General features: G+C 66.9%; 1 protein-coding gene and 1 pseudogene. One reads left to right on the forward strand and one right to left on the reverse strand.

The genetic code is table 11. The features are described from left to right. Nucleotides 1–169 precede the first annotated feature (169 nt). Entirely contained in the window at nt 170–496 is a 327-nt protein-coding gene (locus ELR45_RS35590; RefSeq protein ID WP_165367966.1) for a hypothetical protein, read from the reverse strand. Between the two features lie 42 nt (nt 497–538). Between ELR45_RS35590 and ELR45_RS35595 the strand changes: the two are divergent. Then, nucleotides 539–1,100: pseudogene (locus ELR45_RS35595) on the forward strand (MFS transporter); the annotation flags it as partial.

A 1,100-nucleotide genomic window follows, 5' to 3' on the forward strand; every position in this document is an offset into this window, starting at 1 on the left:
GTTTGTCCCGGTGTCAGCTGTCGCTCCGGATCCTCGGATCGCCGCGATCGACGTCAAGCCGGAACTTGGCTGGACCGCGCAGCTCGCATGGCCGACGAAGCGTCCTTTGTCGTCTGCCGCGCGGGCCCTGGCGACCGAGCTGCGGCGGTGCGCGCGTGCACAAGGATCATCAATCGCGATGGATTGATTCACAAGGTTTCGTTGGACGCGATCCGGATAGCGTGCGGAGGATCGACGGCATGCCATCCTCCGAGCTTTTTCCCACCGTGCCACCGCTCACCGCGGAGACATCGGCATCGTCCAGTCCCTCGCGATCCCGTTCACGCGGATTCTGGATCGTTGCCTGTCTCCTCGCCGTCACCATGGCCTTCGCCGTGCGCCGGCGCCGCTGCTCGTGATCTACCAGGGCGAGGAAGGCCTTTCGACCGTAAAGATCGCAACGATCTTCGCCGCGCTCCCGGTCGGCGTGACCGCTGCGCTGCCCCTCGCTGGCCATCTCTCGGACCACTTCGGCCGCCTTCGGCTGCTGGTACCGGGCGTGAGCGGGGCGCGGCGTGCCGAGGTCGTTTCCACCGCCGCGAACATCGGGGGCATCGGCGCGGGAATGCTCGTTGCCGAAATCCTCGCCGACGTTGCGCCCAGTCCTTTGCATACGCCGTACCTCGTGCTGATGCTCGCGATGACCGTCGGTCTTCTGCTGGTAATGCTCGTACCCGAGACCGTGACCGAAGCTGACGCATCGTGGCGGTACCGTCCTCAGCGCGTGGCCGTGCCCGTCGCAGCCCGGACCTCCTACTGGGGCGCTCTCGTCGCAGGGTTCGTCGCGTTCGCGATGTTCGGCGTCTTCAGCGGGCTCTCCAGCTCCTTCCTGTCCGGGCAGCTCGGCATCACCTCACATTCCGTGGCCGGGCTGGTCGCGTTCGTCGCATTCGCCGCGTCGGCGACGGCCCAGGTCTTCACCAGCAGATGGGCACTGACGACGCAGCAGGCGGCCGGCGTCGCACTCCTGACGATCGGCCTCGCGCTCATCGCCACCGGCCTGACCACGGCTGCCTTCCCATTGTTCTTCGCCGGAGGGATGGTGACAGGTGCGGGAACCG

This window comes from Phytoactinopolyspora endophytica, from assembly GCF_004138495.1.
GTDB classification, from domain to species: domain Bacteria; phylum Actinomycetota; class Actinomycetes; order Jiangellales; family Jiangellaceae; genus Phytoactinopolyspora; species Phytoactinopolyspora endophytica.